15 protein-coding genes and 1 pseudogene are annotated in these 16,693 nt (G+C 46.5%); 7 read left to right on the top strand and 9 right to left on the bottom strand.

The features are described from left to right. Positions 1–42: 42 nt before the first annotated feature. Positions 43–627 carry a DUF3611 family protein gene (locus PN466_RS10445; protein ID WP_271939419.1) on the bottom strand — a complete coding sequence of 195 codons (585 nt, stop codon included), beginning with the start codon at positions 625–627 and terminating at the stop codon, positions 43–45. A gap of 490 nt (positions 628–1,117) precedes the next feature. Between PN466_RS10445 and PN466_RS10440 the strand changes: the two genes are divergently transcribed. Continuing rightward, positions 1,118–1,513: a PadR family transcriptional regulator gene (locus tag PN466_RS10440; protein ID WP_271939416.1), complete on the top strand. Its 396-nt coding sequence runs from the start codon at positions 1,118–1,120 to the stop codon at positions 1,511–1,513. A 475-nt stretch (positions 1,514–1,988) separates the two neighbouring features. Here PN466_RS10440 and accD read toward each other — a convergent pair whose 3' ends face one another. Genes accD through PN466_RS10415 form a run of 5 tightly spaced genes read right to left on the bottom strand, consistent with a single transcriptional unit; the run spans position 1,989 to position 6,493 of the window. Continuing rightward, positions 1,989–2,954: an acetyl-CoA carboxylase, carboxyltransferase subunit beta gene (accD, locus tag PN466_RS10435; RefSeq protein ID WP_271939413.1), complete on the bottom strand. Its 966-nt coding sequence runs from the start codon at positions 2,952–2,954 to the stop codon at positions 1,989–1,991. Positions 2,955–2,989: 35 nt separating this feature from the next. After that, positions 2,990–3,205: a hypothetical protein gene (locus tag PN466_RS10430; protein ID WP_271939410.1), complete on the bottom strand. Its 216-nt coding sequence runs from the start codon at positions 3,203–3,205 to the stop codon at positions 2,990–2,992. 4 nt (positions 3,206–3,209) lie between these two features. Further along, on the bottom strand, positions 3,210–3,992 hold the full coding sequence (locus tag PN466_RS10425; RefSeq protein ID WP_271939467.1) for a prepilin peptidase: 783 nt from the start codon (positions 3,990–3,992) through the stop codon (positions 3,210–3,212). A gap of 33 nt (positions 3,993–4,025) precedes the next feature. After that, positions 4,026–4,319: a hypothetical protein gene (locus PN466_RS10420; RefSeq protein WP_271939407.1), complete on the bottom strand. Its 294-nt coding sequence runs from the start codon at positions 4,317–4,319 to the stop codon at positions 4,026–4,028. 29 nt (positions 4,320–4,348) lie between these two features. Beyond that, positions 4,349–6,493: an IMS domain-containing protein gene (locus PN466_RS10415; RefSeq protein WP_271939404.1), complete on the bottom strand. Its 2,145-nt coding sequence runs from the start codon at positions 6,491–6,493 to the stop codon at positions 4,349–4,351. A gap of 228 nt (positions 6,494–6,721) precedes the next feature. Between PN466_RS10415 and pdhA the strand changes: the two genes are divergently transcribed. Beyond that, a complete protein-coding gene (pdhA, locus tag PN466_RS10410; protein ID WP_271939400.1) occupies positions 6,722–7,753 on the top strand; it encodes a pyruvate dehydrogenase (acetyl-transferring) E1 component subunit alpha in 1,032 nt (343 codons plus the stop codon). Positions 7,754–7,959: 206 nt separating this feature from the next. On the opposite strand, the gene PN466_RS10405 is transcribed toward pdhA, so the two are convergent. After that, positions 7,960–8,346, bottom strand: coding sequence for a hypothetical protein (locus tag PN466_RS10405; RefSeq protein WP_271939398.1), 387 nt, complete (start codon positions 8,344–8,346; stop codon positions 7,960–7,962). A gap of 312 nt (positions 8,347–8,658) precedes the next feature. Next, positions 8,659–8,916, bottom strand: coding sequence for a hypothetical protein (locus tag PN466_RS10400; RefSeq protein ID WP_271939396.1), 258 nt, complete (start codon positions 8,914–8,916; stop codon positions 8,659–8,661). Positions 8,917–9,067: 151 nt separating this feature from the next. Here PN466_RS10400 and PN466_RS10395 point away from each other — a divergent pair, with 151 nt between their 5' ends. From PN466_RS10395 to PN466_RS26295, 4 genes and pseudogenes are all read left to right on the top strand, one after another. Next, positions 9,068–9,640 (top strand): hypothetical protein, encoded by a 573-nt coding sequence (locus PN466_RS10395; protein ID WP_271939394.1) that lies wholly within the window; start codon positions 9,068–9,070, stop codon positions 9,638–9,640. Between the two features lie 151 nt (positions 9,641–9,791). After that, the gene (locus PN466_RS10390) at positions 9,792–10,244 is read left to right on the top strand and encodes an SRPBCC family protein (RefSeq protein WP_271939392.1); all 453 of its coding nucleotides are present in this window, start codon (positions 9,792–9,794) and stop codon (positions 10,242–10,244) included. Between the two features lie 155 nt (positions 10,245–10,399). Then, positions 10,400–10,642 (top strand): hypothetical protein, encoded by a 243-nt coding sequence (locus tag PN466_RS10385; protein ID WP_271939390.1) that lies wholly within the window; start codon positions 10,400–10,402, stop codon positions 10,640–10,642. Continuing rightward, positions 10,639–11,052, top strand: a pseudogene (locus PN466_RS26295) (PIN domain-containing protein). The gene PN466_RS10385 and the pseudogene PN466_RS26295 overlap by 4 nt, the downstream one beginning before the upstream one ends. Before the next feature lie 253 nt (positions 11,053–11,305). Here PN466_RS26295 and PN466_RS10375 read toward each other — a convergent pair. Continuing rightward, positions 11,306–11,590, bottom strand: coding sequence for a hypothetical protein (locus tag PN466_RS10375; protein ID WP_271939387.1), 285 nt, complete (start codon positions 11,588–11,590; stop codon positions 11,306–11,308). Positions 11,591–12,025: 435 nt separating this feature from the next. Between PN466_RS10375 and gltB the strand changes: the two genes are divergently transcribed. Continuing rightward, positions 12,026–16,618, top strand: coding sequence for a glutamate synthase large subunit (gltB, locus tag PN466_RS10370; RefSeq protein ID WP_271939386.1), 4,593 nt, complete (start codon positions 12,026–12,028; stop codon positions 16,616–16,618). Positions 16,619–16,693 lie beyond the last annotated feature (75 nt).

Below are 16,693 nucleotides of genomic sequence, written 5' to 3'. Positions count from 1 at the left end.
GGAAATAGACTATCTTCTAACTTCCCTGGCGGTTGTTATCGTTTAGGACTTAGGCCGATTGATAGCATTCAATAGCCAGAGACTGCCCACAATAGAGACAAAATGAGAGACTGTTGTATGAGTATTGCCGAGCAAGACAAATAAATCAATGGGTTCAATAAATCTTCCTAGATCCGCTCCTGTGGGAATTAAGCCCTGGGGTTGAAAGAGGGATTTACCCAGTAAAATACCCGTGATCGCTTCGGCAGCCAAGAGAGATAAGCTCATGCCCACAATATTACAGACCAGGCCAAATTTAATCATCTGGATGGTTGCAGCTTTAGTGGGACGCACGCTGCTATCAGGCGATCGCAATTGTCGTGCTAACCGAGTGTAGCGAAAGGCTTGCACAATGCTGAAATAGAGGACGAGGAGACCACAAATGGCAAAAAATGCCCCTCCTCCACGACCGGGGTCTTGAATTCCTGCCCTGGTCTCTTGACCAATTAAGGCAAACAGAAAGATGATAGAGGCGATCGCCCCTAATACTACCTGAGTCCAAAAGCTAATCCAAGCTGTCAGACGCAAGTTCCCCGAAAATTTCTCTACAGCGGGGGGAAGGGCATAGAATTGGTCGTTCTCAGGCATAGTGATTCGCTACAGCTCCATCCCTTAATCTAGCAGGAAACTCGAAGCGGCGATCGCCTCTCGATTCAGAATTATTTGTAGCTTCCAGAATAATTATGTTATCCTGCATGGTTGATAGGAATTGAGCGTATATCTTAGTGCCTCCAGCTCTGGATTCTAAGGGAAGCGCCTGTATCTATTGATGTAAGGAGTCAAGTGACTCACCGTCCTGTCTTCATACAGGGCTTTAGACTTTAGCTCAAAGGATTTCACCTGCCAATCGGGGTAACCATCAACTACTAAACCCAAAACACTGGCATTTGGGGCAACATATTTAGGCTTTTAGGCTCAATCGGGTGTGCATCTCAAAATGACCCAATATTTCTTTTCAACTTAACCTGAGCCAGTCTTTAACGTTTTGTAAGGGAATTTTCATAACCAGGGCTGCATTTACTCAAGTCCAGTTCATTGGCCTGATTTGAGTTCATTCATGCTTGTGCAGAGAAAAGCTATGACCTTTGATGAAATTTATCGTTTTTTTCAAGACCCACCACCGATTCACCTGAATACAGAATTAACAGTCTGTTATGTCTTGTCCATCTTGCTCAATAAAGACTCCTATGGAACTGAACTGATTCGAGTCCTAAAAAAACAGTATCCCCAATACCGCCTATCGGATACCGTCCTCTACAGCGCCCTCAAATTCTTGGAAGAGGAAGAGATGATCACCGGATATTGGAAGAAACTCGCTCGACGAGGACGGCCTCGCAGGATGTATCAGATCCAATATCGCGGACGCTCCCAAGCTCAAGAATTGGCGCTCTTGTGGCAAGACTATACCCGTAATGGGGCCCTGGAACTTGCTACTCCTGCCTTCAATCTTCGTCAAACTGTCTCCCAATCCTAGGCATTCTATGCCATTGAGAGAAGTTATATAGCAGAGAAAAGAAAAGTTAGGACACTTTCGATTGCTAGAGTACCTATTGCCTCGAACAATACCCTAACCGTCCTAACTTAACGAGTTCACTGCTATAGCGCTTCGCACTGGTCTAGTGATACCCTTTCTCTTTGATCGTGCAACTCATGAGTCCTGGAGAGACCAATTACTCTCAACCACTTGTAAAGTGCAACTTCATACAGAAATAGTATGAGACGAAGCTCATTGCATCGATCGCTGAGTAGACCAGACGTAGGGGTGAAAAGCTTTTCGTCCCTACATGCGGTCTTTTTAGCAATTAATTTCATCACAGGGCAAAGCGCTGTTATAGAGTAGAGTGTAGTCGTCTCGTGCATCAATACAGTGCTTTGCGATATTGTGGAGTACAATATCGAATCCCCAAACCCATATACCCCAATCCTATTCCCTAGCGCAAAGTGCTATATCAATTATCAACGGCCAAGTGATGGGTGTTGAGGGTAGGATCGGGCAGGGGATAGCTGGGAGAATCTCCATTGTGTTGTACCTTATCTATCGGTTTATGAACCTGTTCTACTCCTCCATGAAGACGCACCAACTGAGCTAAGGTTTTCTTCAGTTGGGTACGGGGAACAATTAAATCGACAAAGCCATGTTGCAGCAAATATTCCGAGGTTTGGAAATCATCTGGGAGCTTTTCCCGTAGGGTTTGCTCAATCACTCGTCGTCCAGCAAAACCAATGGTAGCTTTTGGTTCAGCCAGAATCAGATCGCCCAGCATAGCAAAACTGGCAATTACACCACCAGTGGTGGGATGGGTGAGGACGGGAATATATAATAAACCAGCTTCTTGATGGCGCTCTAAGGCTCCTGAAATTTTGGCCATTTGCATTAAACTGAGCATTCCTTCTTGCATTCTTGCGCCTCCAGAGGCACAAATAACGATCGCAGGGATTCGCTCTGAAGTAGCTTTTTCGAGCAGTCGGGTAATCTTTTCTCCCACTACTGACCCCATGCTGCCTCCCATAAAGCCAAAGTCCATGACGGCTAGAGCGACTTGCAAGCCATCCAACTGACCTAAACCACTTTGTACAGCATCATTGAGATCGGTTTTAGCTTGATATTCTTTGAGGCGATCGCTATACCGCTTACGGTCTTTAAACTTTAAGGGATCATCGGGTTGCAAATGGGCATCCAAAGGAGTCCAGGTATTACGATCAATCAATTGAACAATGCGTTCATTACTATCTACCCGAAAATGGTGTTCGCATTCTAAACACACCATTTGATTTCCCTGTAAATCTTTTGTATAGGTTAAAACTCCACACATGGGGCATTTAGTCCATAACCCATCAGCAATTTCCCGTTCCTGACGTTCTGGACTGATGGGAGAATTTTTTTGTCTGTTGGCAAACCAATCAAATAAGGACATGAAAAATAAAGAGATTATCTAAAGTAAAAGGGACATTATTCGTCCGATATCTCCTCGATTTCGCTTAGAAGTAACAAAGCACTCCAACGATGTTCAAGGGCAACTTGTACGGCAGTGGGAGATCCCATCCCGAAATAGGAGACTACTCCACAATCAACTAGGCGAGTGGGAATTTCCTGGGCACTGAGTAACTGTTCCATCAGTTCTGCCTCCCAGCGAGTTGAGGTCGTGCGAATCGTAATCCAAGACACTCGATTATCCTATCAGGTTAGGCGAGAAAAAGAACTGTATATAAGCTGATATCATCCGATCGCCCCAGAAAATTGTCAGGGCCCCGCCGAGGGCAAGAAAAGGCCCAAAGGGCATTTTTTGACGGCGTTTGAGTTGGCCAGAGGCGATCGCCCCCACCCCAACACCAGCGCCAATCAAACAGGCAAGAAATCCTGATAATAACAGAAGTTTCCACCCCAACCAAGCCCCGATCGCCGCCGCGAGTTTAGCATCTCCCTCTCCCATAGCAGCTTGACCGAGCAGAAAAGACCCTAAAATAATAATAATTTCAAATAACCACAAGCCTAGGATTGCTCCAAATATGCCATCAAGAAATGGAGATGCCTCTCCTGCCCCTCGAAGCAGTTGATAGAGTAAACCCATGACGAGTCCAAACTGAGTGAGGACATTGGGCAAAGTGAAGGTATCCCAGTCAATCATGGCTAACACCAACAACCAACTCAAACAGAAGCAATATCCCACCGTTTCCCAAGAGAGGCCAAACTGGAGATATACTCCTAGAAATAATAAACCTGTGATCGCTTCAATGGTGGGATAGCGCCAAGAAATGGGACTGTGGCAATAGCGACATTTTCCCCCCAACGCCAACCAACCAAACACCGGAATATTATCAGCCATACTCAAGCGATGGGAACAGAGGGGACAATGGGACGGAGGGAAGAGGATCGATAAACCGGCTGGAATGCGATAGATCGCCACATTTAAGAAACTACCGATCGCCAATCCTAATAATACGGCGATCGCCATACTGGGAATTTCAATCCACACCCGACTCCTCCATCAATACAATTTAGTTTCTAGATGATTAAACGGAATAAACACCTCTGTGGGCAACAAAGCTAACTCTTCCTGAAATACCAAAACTGCCCGATAGCTGACCTGATTTACCACAACCCCTAGGGGTTGTTGAAATCTTGCCGAATGCTTCTCGGCTGCACCATCAGCCACCGTCCGATAGACTCCATAGGTATCGCGCGCAATTCGTACTAAAGCTGGATCGAAGATATCCAGACCATTAGGGACATGAATCGGATAATCGGGATAACTTGGAGATTCTAAAAGGACTTGTACCACAGATTAACTTTCCTAACCTTACGGGCTATCTACACCGACCAATCTTGAATTCGCCATTGGCCATCTTCACGAATCAACTCATACTCAACTCGAATTTCATCATTATAGGAAGCCCCTCGATCTACCTCACCATTACGGTAAAACTCTACTGACTCATTTACTGTTGCATCGACCGTTGCTCGATCTTCATCATCGAGATTTATTGTCACATCGTTAATCATCAGCTCATGCTCATACTCACCATAGAAATTATCTTGCTGATCTTGCGTCGCCCGTTGTCTTTGAGTGGATAAAGCTGGATCGACCAAAATTGAGGACAACTCATCTACTTGATGATTAGAACCAAAGGCATTTGCCTTCGTACTCAACCAAGTTTCAATCACCACTTTTGCCCTCTCTTCGGTCAACGGCCCCGTATCGGCTGTCGGTTGGGCTGGTGGCTCAGGAATCTCTATGGGGGGTTGATTGAGCATCAATTGTAACTGTTCCCCTTCTAAGCCAGGAGTAGTATTGAATAGGGAACCCACCAAACCGATCGCTTGGCCGATCAGCCAAATCAAAAGCCATAATCCCAATAATCCACTCGCCGCCAGGAGAGCCAACCGTCCCCAATGAATGGAAGACTTACCCGTTGTAGAATTGCTTCGGCGACTGGACCCCCGCCTCTGACCGCTAGGGACTGGACGCTGATTGGCTGGGCGATCGCCAGGGACAACTGGAGAACGGCCAGTTTTTGCTTTAGGCGGCTCGGAGCGCGTTAACATAGCGGTGGTTGCTGGCACTCTCCTTCCCTGATGCTCTCCCTGTTCTCTCACCGCAGCCGAAGAGATAGAAGCCATCTCTTCTGTTTTCTTCAGACTGACCTTCCCTTGCCTCTCGCGCTTTGAAAGGGTTTCTGGTTTGGACTCCACCACACTCCATTGATTTTGCTCAGTGCGATCTAAAGGCAAAGCTTCTAAATAGGCTTGTACTTGGTCATCGGCAAAATACTCTTTCAACGTCTGCTCACAACCGGCCAGATCCTGAAAATGGGGAAATACCTCTTCCTGTAGCCAACGCTCACTATACAAACACAAGCCCGGTAACAAATCGGGAGCGCCCTGAGAATTTTCTCGAATAAAGCCTAATTGTTCGTATTCCCGACTTAATTCAAGCGCTCTGGTCGCTTCTTCCGTTTGCCCCAAGAGCAAACAACACACCGCCTGCTCTAAATGTACATCCTGCCGAGACCCCAACCGCATCAGCATTCGTTTAGCTCGGTTAATCAGGGCAGGTTGTTTGTAGGCAAATCCACGTACCAATAGGGCATAAACCGCTAAATAGGTCGCCACAGCCGAAGGGCGCTGGGCTTCGGTTTCAAACAGGGTTTGCTGTTCTAGGGATGTTAGATAACTGCGTAATTGTTGGATAAAGCGCAGGAAATCATCAATACTGAGTCCCGACTGATCGTCACCTGTTCCATCGAGTCCGCCCCGTTCTTGTAGCATATCCCGCAACATTTGAATCCCGTGGCGATGGGCGATCCCATCCTCAGAATTTTCGGATAATAATTCTAGAATGCGGTAGGGACGCAGTTTATATAAGTCAGCTTGCAATTCTCCACGCAGGCTCGGAAATACGCCTTCTTTCAACAGCAGTTTTTCGGCATTTTCTAAGGATAGGGCGGCTTGCTCATAGGTTCCCTGTTGCCATTGTTCTCGCCCCAATTCCAGACCAGAGAGTGCTAAGGTTAAAACCACATCAGCGCGGGATAATTGAGGAATAGTATTGATCTGCGATCCTTCAGGAGGCTCAGAAGAGAAATGTTCGAGATACTCTGTCCCCAGATTTAAGACCAGTTCATATTCTCCCAATTCTAGGAGAATCAACAGGGCCCCCAAAACTTGAGGGTCTTCGACCTCCAGTGAGGGCAAGGTTTCTTGAATCTGTGTCTCTTCTTGTCCTTGTCCTGGGAGCTTATGAAAGGTTTTTTGGTCGTAAGCTGTTTTTGCTTCTGGATTGGATAAAACATTGTAGGCGCGATCGAGCAGGGATTTCCGAGAGCCGATCGCCGTTTCCGAATATTCCCGCCGAGGCAACTGCATCGTGCGATCGCGGTGGGCCTGTTGCAACTGTTCGGCAGTTGCCTGTAGTGGGACACCTAAAATTCGGTAATAATCCAGCGGAATACGCACAGTCTACTCCCTCAGCAGCGATGCTTACAGTTTAGGGTCTGGAAAACCTGCCCCCCTTGTAACCCTTAGAATTATACTTCGGACAACGATTCTTGTCTTGCCCTCCTTTAGATTTTTTCATCAAGTTCCCATCTCCCTATCTCCCCATCTCCCCATCTCCCCATTGACGTATACTAAGTCTTTGCACAACAATAACATCAGCTTGTAGTGGTAGTAAGGGACGCATTCATGGCTCAAGAGAGGATCGTACCAGAATTTGATTCATCTTCCGTGAAAATGAGTCGAGAGGAAGGACTCAGACTCTATGAAGATATGGTATTAGGGCGGGTATTTGAAGATAAGTGTGCAGAAATGTATTACCGGGGCAAAATGTTCGGTTTTGTCCATCTTTACAATGGTCAAGAGGCAGTGGCTTCTGGCGTAATTAAATCCATGCGCCAAGATGAGGATTTTGTCTGTAGTACCTATCGAGATCACGTCCATGCGTTGAGTGCTGGAGTTCCGGCACGAGAAGTCATGGCCGAACTGTTTGGCAAAGCGACTGGATGCTCTAAAGGTCGGGGTGGCTCGATGCATATGTTTTCTGCCGAACATAAGCTCTTAGGGGGTTATGCATTTGTGGCGGAAGGCATTCCTGTGGCGACAGGTGCAGCATTTCAGAGTAAGTATCGTCGGGAAACCATGGGAGATGAAAGTGCCGATCAAGTGACGGCTTGCTTTTTTGGGGATGGGGCTTGTAATAATGGCCAGTTTTTTGAATGCTTGAATATGGCGGCTTTGTGGAAGTTGCCAGTTCTGTATGTGGTCGAAAATAATAAGTGGGCAATTGGTATGGCTCATGATCGAGCCACTTCAGTACCAGAAATCTACAAAAAGGCCCATGCCTTTGGAATGCATGGGGTTGAAGTTGATGGGATGGATGTTTTAGCGGTTCGCGAAGTGGCTAAAGAGGCGATCGCCCGCGCCAGAGCTGGAGAAGGACCAACCGTAATTGAAGCCTTAACCTATCGTTTTCGAGGTCATTCCTTAGCCGATCCCGATGAACTGCGCTCTAAAGACGAGAAAGAGTTTTGGTTCCCCAGAGATCCCATCAAACGGTTTGCTGGCTATTTAACCAGTAAAGAATTAGCAACTGAGGCACAGTTAAAAGACATCGATCGCAAAATTCAAGCCCTGGTAGATGATGCCGTCAAATTTGCCCTCGAAAGCCCTGAACCCGATCCAAGTGAACTCTATAAATATGTGTTTGTAGACGATTAATAGATGACGTGCAGAAGTTAGGAAATCATCAATAGTCCTGAGAATCCAGGAGTATTGTATTGCTATCTATTTTCTTACTACCTATGCAAGAAATCTAATGAACATTAATGAAGTAGGGGCGAAAAAAAGTTCGCCCCTACTCTTATCGCTTCATGTAATCAGTCACCAACTGATTACTTCAAATTACCCCTTACCAGTGCCAAGCCCTACTCACGAATCGGCCCGTTATAGTCTACTCTCACCCAAGAACCATCTTTCGCAACTGTGACCACACTTTCGACTGTGGGAACAGAGAAACCCGGTTCTCCCCCATAGAATTTAAACATCCAACTACCATCCTCGTTATCCACAAATGGAGAGGAGGTGGCATCTCCATGCATGGAGCTTTCTGCACGATATTTGCTCAATCCTCCATTGGCTTGTTCTGCTGCTTGACGAGCCAAATTTTTAGCCCGACTTAAGCTGAAAATATCTTCAACTTCGACTCTAACTTCTGGATCGATGGGTAAAAGAGTTGGTGTTTGGGCAAAAGCACCCAGAGGAATTAAGGTTAAACCAGTAAGCGCTAACACACTAATCAACGTATTAGACATTTTTACATGACCTCATATTGACAATCAATCTATCCTAACTTTACAGTCTAAAGACCATTAGGTGGCGTTTTAAGTTCCCAACTTAGAGAATAGTTTAGAATCAATTAATCCATATAAAGTGAAGATTAAATGAACCTGCCTTCGGAACGAGAAACAGAACAAACTGGTTCTCCTCGATTGCTAGAGTAACTATTACCTCGTCGGAAGTATAGCGCTTCGCGCTAGGGAATAGGGAATAGGGAATAGCTTGTATGGCTTGGGTTCTAAGGTTTCAAGCTGTACCTCATAGAAGAGAGAAATGCGATACTATGCCTATTTCTCAATTCTTTTTTTCAAAGTATAAACCAAACAATATCCTTCGGCAAATTTCAGGGAATAGTTACTGACAAGTTCCCAACCGCTTTTGCCATATATATTTAAGATTTTGACGACCATTTTGGGTTTACACAGGAGACCCTTTTGGCGACGAAAATGAGTGATTTGACCCTGGGGATAGAGCGATCGCACAGCGGTGATTTTCCCGGTGCGATCGCACATGACCAGTAGTTCTAAATAGCGCCAAATACTCATCAATCTTTCGGGAACTCCATCTCTCACCCTCCGTTAAAAAGTTCACCCTTTTTCCTGGCGATCCGGAACTTCCCCGATCTGAGCAATTGTTGATTGACCACTATACCGTTACCATAGTTTAGAGTAACCCCATCGTTGCTTTATCTGCGCTATGGTTAAGCTCCGTTCCACCTTATCTCTACTTCTCGGATACATCCTTACTCTGACGATCGTTTCAGGGGACTCTCAACCCGCACAGGGACAACATCAATATCAAAATCCGGATGTTCCTTTTCCTTCGATTCTGCCATTGGACACTGAGCTATTGGAAGCAATTGAGCAAGGAAAACCTGTCTCTATCAGTGAAGGTGCAATTGTTACAGAAAATACGATTAAAGAGGGTCGCTTAACCCTACCAAGTTTATGGTGGGCTAGCAAGCAATATGGGAAGAATTTGCTGGTTACCTGGTTTGCCTATCCCAGTGGCGATCAAAACACCCCTGGGCGAGTCGATGTCGTGGTCAACCGTCAAGCTTGGCGCGAGACTTGTTATTTGAACCGCTATGAGTTCGTGACCAAAATGGGAGCGATCGCCCGCGACTATGGCTATAATACTCGTCTGTTTAACCGTCAAGGGGAAGGTTTAGCCAGTTATACTTGTAATTTTGCCACTCCTAACTTCTGCAATGTTCAAGGTCTGATTGTTAATCAAGGAGTTAACCAAGATTGTGTAGTGAGTCAGTAGAACGTTCTCTAAACTAATATGATAGACTAGGGAAATCTTATATTTTCACTTCCTCTTGCCCTAATAGCATTTCTCTATCAAGAGGCAAAAAACAAAGAACTTAAAACCCTTAGATTCCCAAAAATACGATCGCTCATTCAAAAATACTTTTATGAAAAACTGGTTAGAACATAGCGTACAAGTCGAAGTCGAAGCGCCGATTGATTTCGTTTGGGAATTATGGTCAGATCTCGAACAAATGCCCCAATGGATGAAATGGATTGAATCGGTTCACGTATTAGAAGAAAATCCCCAATTGTCTCGATGGAAATTGGCTTCAGGAAACTTTGAATTTAGTTGGCTCTCACGCATCTTAAAACAAAGTCCCAATCAAATTATTCAATGGGAATCAGTTGATGGCTTGCCGAACCGGGGGGCCATTCGCTTTTACGATCGCCATGAAACCAGTATTGTTAAACTAACCGTCGCCTATGCCATTCCGGGAATTGTGGGCAAACTGATGGATAAATTGCTCGGCCCCACGGTAGAATCGACCATTCAAGCGGACTTAGACCGCTTTCGAGCCTATGCGCTCCAGAAAATGGCAAATGACTTTAACGGGTAGTTCATTAGAAGTTAGCTATGAATTTCGTATGGGATGGGGATCATACAAGCATTCAAACTGTTGAATGCTAAAATTGAATATCGATCCAGATGCTCTTTAATTTGGTACGGATGCGATAATAGGGTCTAGACCTAGGATAGGAGTTAAAAAGGCTAATGACATGGCAAGAATTACAAAGTCAGGCGTTGCACTTACCCATTGGAGATCGTTGGCGTTTAGTACAAGTCTTGTTAACCTCTATTCAACAAGAAACTCAAGTCTCTACTGCTTCAACCGCAAACCTCAATTCTTTAGCAGATCTCGATCCTTGGACTCAAAGCCTTATTGGTATCATTGAATTGGATACACAAGAGATAACCAACTCCTATATCGATTACCTGGAGAAGAAATACAGTTGAAGCAAGTTTTATTTGATAGTGATGTTTTGTTGGATATGCTCGCTCAACGACAACCCTTTGTTGTTGCCTCTGCACAAGCTTTAAATAAGGTAAAACAACCGCAAGTGTAAGGATATGTTTCTGGTCATAGTATAACCAATATTTTCTATATTTTGCGTCGTCAAGTAGGGGGTGAAAGAGCGCGTCAGCTTTTATCGATATTATTGCAGCATCTTCACATTGCTAGTGTAACCGATGAGGTTATTCGGGCTGCCCTGCAAAGCTCTATGACTGATTTTGAAGATGTTGTAACCAGTGAAGCAGCAAAGGCCGCTGGGGTGGAAATTATTGTCACCCGAAATATTCCAGATTTTGTCGCTTCATCAATCCTTGCCATATTACCAGAAGAATTTTTAGCTATGCCATATTGATGCGAAAAAAGGACAGTAAAAGTGTGTAGCAACTTCTCTGCATTATTTCTGCTAGATCTGATGATTTTATTAAGAAAACGGCGATCGCCAGAAACAGCGAGCCGATCGCGCCGAATCAGATTTACAACAGCTACGCGAGAAGCTACGCCAGTTAAATATCGATCCTGATTCTCTATCGTCGTTTCTTCAGGGTTAGGTAAGGTGAGTTTAATTAAAGAATAAAATCAGAGTAGATGCTAAAGGTAGCATCATCTTATTCTTGAATCAATAGTATAACCGCTTTGGGATTTTGCCATTGTTGCTTCTGTATGGTTTCGATAAGGCCATTGGAATTGAAATAATTAAATGAACCACCATAAACACAAGCCTGCATTCCCAATGTCACATGATTATCTAAACGATCTAATAGAAGAAAGTTGTTTTCTTGCAGCCACCTATTTACATTCAATAATGGAAGAACTTCTTCAATTTCTTCATCATATTTGTTCAGATATTCTTCTAAACTAAATATCAACAATACATCAGTAATCCAACTCATGGTTATAGACCAGAAAACTGCAATGAATTATAAATTTCTAAATCATCCAGAATTGAGGCAAAAAAGAAAGAGTAAAATGGCCTAGCAAGCGATCTGCTGGATTTCTGCTAGATTGGCTACAAATTTTCAGACTGACTCTTGGGTTCAGGAAATGCTAAGAAATATTTCAGAAACCTTGGGGCAGATCTGATCATTTTATTAAGAAAAAGGCGATCGCCCGGGTTTACCGGCAAAATCTATCCTACATCTAAAAGCAACGGTTTCCAGTTCAGGAGATGAGGTGTCAAGAAAATTAGGGATTTGACTTAAACAACCCATAAGCCGTGTGCTTTAGGGCGTGTATCACAGATGCACAAACCTAGGCTTTATTGCCTCCTGTATCCGGTTCCCTCCTTCAGAGAACATTGAGGATTGAAAAGAAACTATACCAAGACCATGAACAGAACCACATCACCCCAAAAACAGGGTCTATACGATCCCCAATTTGAACATGATGCCTGCGGAGTTGGCTTTATTGTACACATGAAGGGGGAGAAATCTCACTCAATTGTTGAGCAAGCTCTCACTATTCTGGTTAACCTTGAACATCGTGGTGCAGTCGGTGCAGAACCCAACACTGGAGATGGAGCGGGTATTCTGCTGCAAATGCCCCATAAATTTATGGCAAAAGTTGCCCAAGAGCAAGGCATCAACTTACCGGAGGCAGGGCAATATGCGGTAGGCATGATTTTCTCATCTCCCGATCGCGAAGCTAGAAGCAAAGGACGAGAAATTTTTGAGCAGATTGTCGCTGAAGAAGGGCAAAAAGTCATCGGCTGGCGGGATGTGCCCACCGATAACAGCAGTTTAGGGGAAACCGCTCAAGCGAGCGAACCCTTTATGCAGCAAGTGTTTATTGCCCGAAATCCAGATATAGTCGAAGATCTAGCCTTCGAGCGCAAACTCTACGTGATCCGCAAGCGCTCCCATACAGCTATTCGGACTCCAGGAATCGATCGCTATTGGTATCCCAGCAGTATTTCTTGCCGTACCTTAGTGTACAAAGGCATGTTAATGCCGCCCCAGGTAAAAGCCTACTTCCGGGACTTAAGCGATCCAGACTTAGAAAGCGCCCTCGGTTTAGTCCATTCCCGGTTCAGCACCAACACCTTCCCCAGTTGGGAGCGATCGCACCCCTATCGCTATGTTGCCCATAACGGGGAAATCAATACCCTGCGCGGTAACATTAACTGGATGCACGCTCGCCAATCTCTCTTTGGCTCTGCCTCTGAAGAATTTGGCTCCGATCTAGACCGTATCCAACCCATTATTAACATTGATGGCAGTGACTCCGGGATCTTCGACAATACCCTGGAACTGATGACCCTGGCTGGGCGAAGCCTTCCCCATGCAGTGATGATGATGATCCCCGAACCCTGGGCGGCTCATGAGTCCATGGGTGACGAGCGCAAAGCCTTCTACGAATATCACGCTTCCTTAATGGAACCCTGGGATGGCCCTGCATCCATCGCCTTTACCGATGGCACTATGATGGGAGCGGTCTTAGACCGGAATGGTCTGCGTCCTTCTCGCTACTATGTCACCAAAGACGACCTAGTCATCATGGCCTCAGAAGCTGGCGTTCTACCGGTTGAACCAGAGAACGTAGCCAAAAAAGGTCGCTTAGAACCCGGTCGTATGTTCCTCGTGAATATGGACGAAGGGCGGATTGTGGCGGATGAAGAAATTAAACACCAAATCGCCAGCGAGCATCCTTATCGAGAATGGCTGGATCGATACCAAGTCAAACTCTCCGATCTGCCAGAAGCCAAAGAAGAGTCAGCTCCTAGCTTGCCCTTAGTTCAGAGACAACGGGCGTTTGGCTATACCTTTGAAGAATTACGGATGCTAATCGCCCCCATGGCCCAAAATGGAGTAGAAGCCGTGGGAGCGATGGGAACTGATACCCCCCTGGCAGTACTCTCCGATCGCCCGAAATTGCTCTATGAGTATTTCAAGCAACTGTTTGCCCAAGTTACAAATCCCCCCATTGACTCGATTCGGGAAGCGATTATTACCTCGCCGATCACAACCATTGGTTCCGAACGTAACCTGCTCAAACCGGAACCGGAAAGCTGCCACCTGATCCAGTTGCCCACTCCCATTTTGAGTAATGCGCAGTTGGCGAAACTGAAGCAGCTCAGTGGAGTTAAAACCGAGGGTTTTCGTTCGCTAACGCTGCCAATTCTCTTTGACCCCAAAACTGGGGTAGAAGGTCTCGAAAGCACCTTAGAGGGCATATTTGCCGAAGCAGATGAGGCGATCGCCGAGGGGATTAACCTAATTATCCTCTCTGACCGAGATCTTGATGGCGATCGCGCCCCCATTCCCGCGCTGTTGGCCGTTTCGGGACTCCATCACCATCTGATTCGCGCCGGTACTCGCACCCGTGTGGGCATTATCCTCGAATCCGGAGAACCCCGCGAAGTCCATCACTTTGCCGTTCTGATTGGCTATGGTTGTGGGGCAATTAATCCCTATTTGGCCTTTGAAACCATCGGCTCGATGATCGAGCAGAATAATATACCGCCGATGGATTATGAAAAAGCCTGCAAGAACTACATTAAGGCTGTGACCAAAGGGACGATTAAAATTGGCTCGAAAATTGGTATTTCTACGATTCAGAGCTATCGCGGAGCGCAGATTTTTGAGAGCTTGGGCTTAAGTTCTGAGGTGGTGAATAAGTATTTCACTTGGACAGCTTCCCGCTTAGAAGGGATTGGAATCAATGTCATTACCCAGGAGGCGATCGCCCGTCACCATCAAGGGTTCTCCAGCGACATCCCCACCCTAGACGCTGGGGGCGAATATCAATGGCGCAAAGATGGAGAAGCACATCTTCTGTCTCCGGAAACCATTCACCTGCTGCAACGGGCAACTCGCGAAGGGGACTACGAGCTGTACAAAAAATACAGCGCCCAAATGAATCAACAGGGGAAAGAATACTTCCGGCTGCGAGATTTGCTGGAGTTCAAGGCGCGCGATCCGATTCCCCTAGAAGAAGTGGAACCGGTAGAAGCAATTACAAAACGCTTCAAAACTGGAGCGATGAGTTATGGATCGATTTCTAAGGAAACCCATGAGAGCTTGGCGATCGCCATGAACCGGATTGGGGGTAAATCCAATACTGGGGAAGGCGGTGAAGATCCGGAGCGCTATACCTGGACAAATGAGCGCGGAGATTCCAAAAACAGCGCCATTAAACAGGTGGCTTCGGGACGGTTTGGGGTCACCAGTTTGTACCTCAGCCAAGCTAAGGAAATCCAAATCAAAATGGCTCAGGGGGCAAAACCTGGAGAAGGGGGACAATTACCTGGACGGAAGGTATATCCTTGGATTGCCAAAGTGCGCCACTCAACCCCTGGCGTGGGTTTAATTTCTCCTCCTCCCCACCACGATATTTATTCCATTGAAGACTTAGCTGAGTTAATCCATGACCTGAAAAATGCGAATCGGGAAGCGCGGATTAATGTCAAATTGGTTTCAGAAGTGGGTGTAGGGACGATCGCCGCTGGAGTTGCCAAAGCTCACGCTGATGTGGTTCTCATCTCTGGGTTTGATGGGGGAACAGGAGCGAGTCCGCAGACCTCGATTAAACATGCAGGTCTACCTTGGGAATTGGGTGTAGCAGAAACTCACCAAACTCTGGTGCTGAATAATCTGCGATCGCGCATCGTGGTGGAAACCGACGGACAAATGAAAACCGGGCGCGATTTGGCGATCGCCGCCCTCCTCGGTGCGGAAGAATATGGCTTCTCCACGATGCCCCTCGTTAGCCTGGGCTGTATCATGATGCGGGTCTGCCATAAAAACACCTGTCCCGTCGGTGTTGCCACGCAAAACCCCGAACTGCGGAAAAACTTTAACGGCGACCCTGAATATACGGTTAATTTCATGAGGTTTATCGCTCAGGAACTGCGGGAAATCATGGCTCAACTCGGTTTCCGTACCGTGAATGAAATGATCGGGCGCACGGATGTTCTAGAGCCAAGGAAAGCGGTCGAGCATTGGAAAGCCAAAGGTATTGACCTCTCTAAAGTTCTCTATCAACCCGAAGTCGGCGAAGATGTTGGGCGCTATTGCCAGATTCCCCAAGACCATGGATTAGAGAAATCCCTCGATATGACGGTACTGCTCGATCTGTGCAAAGAGGCGATCGAAAATGGCACCCCCATTCGCAAAACCCTACCGATCCAAAATACCAACCGCGTCGTCGGTACAATCCTAGGCAACGAAATCATTAAACGCCATTGGGACGGACTGCCAGAAGACACCATTCATCTCCACTTCCAAGGTAGTGCAGGTCAAAGTTTTGGGGCATTTGTACCCAAAGGAGTCACCCTAGAATTAGAAGGGGATGCCAATGACTACTTTGGCAAAGGCTTAAGCGGCGGTAAGGTGATTCTTTATCCCCATAAATCCTCGACCTTTGTCCCGGCGGAGAACATCGTCGTCGGCAACGTCGCCTTCTACGGTGCAACCAGCGGTGAAGCCTATATTCGCGGCATGGCGGGCGAGCGGTTCTGTGTTCGTAACTCTGGTGTGCAAGCTGTAGTAGAAGCCGTGGGAGACCATGCCTGTGAATACATGACTGGCGGAAAAGTCGTCATTCTGGGCAAAACCGGACGCAACTTTGCTGCTGGCATGAGTGGCGGTGTTGCCTATGTTTTAGATGAAGCTGGCGACTTCTCCACCCGTTGTAACCGGGAAATGGTGGATCTTGAGAACCTAGAAGATCCAGAAGAGATCCGCGAGATTCATGAAATGATTACCAAACATCGCCAATATACCGAAAGCAAACGGGCTGAGTTGGTGCTGGCATCTTGGGAGTCCATGAGCCGGAAGTTTGTCAAGGTGATGCCTCGCGACTACAAGCGGGTTCTCCAGCATATTCAAAATGCTTTAGCCCATGGCTTAAGCGGTGATGATGCCCTGTCAGCCGCATTTGAAGAAAATGCTCGCGACATTGCTCGCATTGGCGGAAGCTAGGGGGAGATTCCAGACACGGGGACGCGGGGACGCAGTAGCTCCCTGAGCGGAGTCGAAGGGAGTGGCAACACTCCA

The organism is Roseofilum reptotaenium CS-1145 (assembly GCF_028330985.1).
Classification (GTDB): Bacteria; Cyanobacteriota; Cyanobacteriia; order Cyanobacteriales; family Desertifilaceae; genus Roseofilum; species Roseofilum reptotaenium.
The sequence above is the reverse complement of the archived record's forward strand: the minus strand, read 5'-3'. Positions and strand labels throughout refer to the sequence as shown.

Bases quoted from the DNA above. Each gene is read 5' to 3' on its own strand.
- pdhA (WP_271939400.1), top strand. From the start codon at position 6,722: ATGGCTCAAGAGAGGATCGTACCAGAATTTGATTCATCTTCCGTGAAA.
- PN466_RS10425 (WP_271939467.1), bottom strand. From the start codon at position 3,992: ATGGCGATCGCCGTATTATTAGGATTGGCGATCGGTAGTTTCTTAAAT.
- PN466_RS10375 (WP_271939387.1), bottom strand. From the start codon at position 11,590: ATGAGTTGGATTACTGATGTATTGTTGATATTTAGTTTAGAAGAATAT.
- accD (WP_271939413.1), bottom strand. From the start codon at position 2,954: ATGTCCTTATTTGATTGGTTTGCCAACAGACAAAAAAATTCTCCCATC.
- PN466_RS10440 (WP_271939416.1), top strand. From the start codon at position 1,118: ATGACCTTTGATGAAATTTATCGTTTTTTTCAAGACCCACCACCGATT.
- gltB (WP_271939386.1), top strand. From the start codon at position 12,026: ATGAACAGAACCACATCACCCCAAAAACAGGGTCTATACGATCCCCAA.
- PN466_RS10385 (WP_271939390.1), top strand. From the start codon at position 10,400: ATGACATGGCAAGAATTACAAAGTCAGGCGTTGCACTTACCCATTGGA.
- PN466_RS10395 (WP_271939394.1), top strand. From the start codon at position 9,068: ATGGTTAAGCTCCGTTCCACCTTATCTCTACTTCTCGGATACATCCTT.
- PN466_RS10400 (WP_271939396.1), bottom strand. From the start codon at position 8,916: ATGAGTATTTGGCGCTATTTAGAACTACTGGTCATGTGCGATCGCACC.
- PN466_RS10405 (WP_271939398.1), bottom strand. From the start codon at position 8,346: ATGTCTAATACGTTGATTAGTGTGTTAGCGCTTACTGGTTTAACCTTA.
- PN466_RS10390 (WP_271939392.1), top strand. From the start codon at position 9,792: ATGAAAAACTGGTTAGAACATAGCGTACAAGTCGAAGTCGAAGCGCCG.
- PN466_RS10445 (WP_271939419.1), bottom strand. From the start codon at position 627: ATGCCTGAGAACGACCAATTCTATGCCCTTCCCCCCGCTGTAGAGAAA.